Raw genomic sequence first — 1,793 nt, 5'->3', positions numbered from 1 at the left:
AACCTGAATATTTGTCAACTATTTTAGGACAATACATCAACTGTATCTATATTAACCAATTAGAGCCGAAAAAAGGAAATACTAACCGCATATTTGAAAAACTAAATGTCTATTGGCAGCCGTTAACAGGCAGTTTTATGCAATGGCGGGTTTAGGGATTTATTTGGAATGGTTAGTGAGTGCATTTCTTCTTTTAAAGAAGCTTTTTCCTTTCAAACTTTTCGGTATATTTGTAAACGTCAGTAATAAAAAACCGCCACTGCATAAAGCTGGCGGGACGTTAGCGGTAATACTGGCTCAACGCGACGAAAAACAGGACTTTTTACTAAGCGCTGTGCAAAAACACTTCAGCAGGAATACTAAAATAATCTTTAAGTTTTTGAGCCATTTTCAATGTAATTTCTCTCTTTCCTGAAAGAATAGCGGAAACATGTCCTTTACTTCCTATAATGGGTTCTAAATCCTTTGCCTTCATCCCTCTTTCTTTCATTTTATATTTGATAACATCAAGAGCATCAAGCTCAGGTAAATGGTAATGTTTCTCATCATAATCTTTTACCAAAACAATTAACAAATCTAACTCATCTCCTTCTGGTGTGTTAGGCTCTGCGTGAAAAATCTCCATCATACGAATGGAAGCGCTATTATAATCTTCTTCTGTTTTTAATACTTTCCAGTTCATAATTATTAGTTTTTATCAATTAAAATTGTGGTGTCAAATGCTACTGTTTCAACATTAATCTTATCATACTCTCTATGTGTTCCAAACCAAATTACATAGCAAGCAGCTTGTAAAAAATTTATTGAAACAACCAATCGAAAATCATTTCCCTTAATATTAAAAACAACTCTGTTATTATTTACTATACTCGCATTTCCATAAACACTTTTCAGTTCATTGAAATTGTTAAATTCATATTTAGAAAATTCGTTATACCAAATTAACAACTGTGTTTCTGCAATTGGGTATTTGTTGATATAAAATAGAATTGTTTTCTTTACTAAGATTTTCATACGGCAAATATAAACAAAAGTTTTCATTTTGCAAACTAAATTTATTAAGTACTACCGCTAACAAGGGTTTTATGAGATTGGGGTTTTAAGGCAACATTTAAAGGTTTTTTTATATATTTGACTTTAGTCTTGATGGAATGGTTTGGGTAAAAATTTTCCCAACCTCATAAAGCCCCGGGACGTTAGCAGTAATATTTCAAAAAAATGAGACTATTTATTATTTCTTCTTTTATTCTCTTCTTTTCTTCAATAAGTGCGCAAGAAAATAAGATTGACTATATCAGTTTTAAATACGATATTTCAAATATAGTATTTTCCGATGTAGAAATATTTATTGTTAAATCATTCCAACAAAGCAATTATTACGATGTTACAGTAAAGTATTATAAATTTAAGGATCAAGTTGAGAAAAAACTAAAACTAAGTCCTGATGAGTTTAATAAAATACTCGTTCAGTTTAAAAACATAAAGAATGATGATTTATTCGAATCTTTTGAATCTGGATTAGATGGGGCGACAACATCAATTGAAGTAGGTACGCTTTTTTATAATAGCATAAATTATAGTATTTGGGGCTTACATAAGGAGCAAACCAATAAAGGCTCAAAAGAATTTTTAAAAACTATCCAAATGATATTAAAAATTGCTGATATAAAAATTTCAGACTTTAATTAATACTACTGCTAACAGTGGTTTCGAGCAATTGGGGCTTTAAGGCTAAAAATAATGTTGGTTTTGTATTTGTAAACCTTATCTTAAATTGTTAGTTTTGGGAGAAC

3 protein-coding genes are annotated in these 1,793 nt (G+C 30.2%); 1 reads left to right on the top strand and 2 read right to left on the bottom strand.

Going from position 1 to position 1,793, the window contains the following annotated elements; all coding sequences use genetic code 11:
- Positions 1-325 precede the first annotated feature (325 nt).
- Positions 326-682: a helix-turn-helix domain-containing protein gene (locus BLQ05_RS13555; RefSeq protein WP_023577699.1), complete on the bottom strand. Its 357-nt coding sequence runs from the start codon at positions 680-682 to the stop codon at positions 326-328.
- Between the two features lie 5 nt (positions 683-687).
- Positions 688-1,014, bottom strand: coding sequence for a type II toxin-antitoxin system HigB family toxin (locus BLQ05_RS13550; RefSeq protein WP_035655123.1), 327 nt, complete (start codon positions 1,012-1,014; stop codon positions 688-690).
- A 204-nt stretch (positions 1,015-1,218) separates the two neighbouring features.
- Here BLQ05_RS13550 and BLQ05_RS13545 point away from each other — a divergent pair, with 204 nt between their 5' ends.
- On the top strand, positions 1,219-1,689 hold the full coding sequence (locus BLQ05_RS13545; protein ID WP_023577701.1) for a hypothetical protein: 471 nt from the start codon (positions 1,219-1,221) through the stop codon (positions 1,687-1,689).
- The last annotated feature ends 104 nt before the right edge of the window (positions 1,690-1,793 follow it).

This window comes from Flavobacterium saliperosum, assembly GCF_900100625.1.
In the GTDB taxonomy this organism is placed as follows: Bacteria; Bacteroidota; Bacteroidia; order Flavobacteriales; family Flavobacteriaceae; genus Flavobacterium; species Flavobacterium saliperosum.
This window is presented reverse-complemented; position numbering and strand designations above follow the sequence as displayed.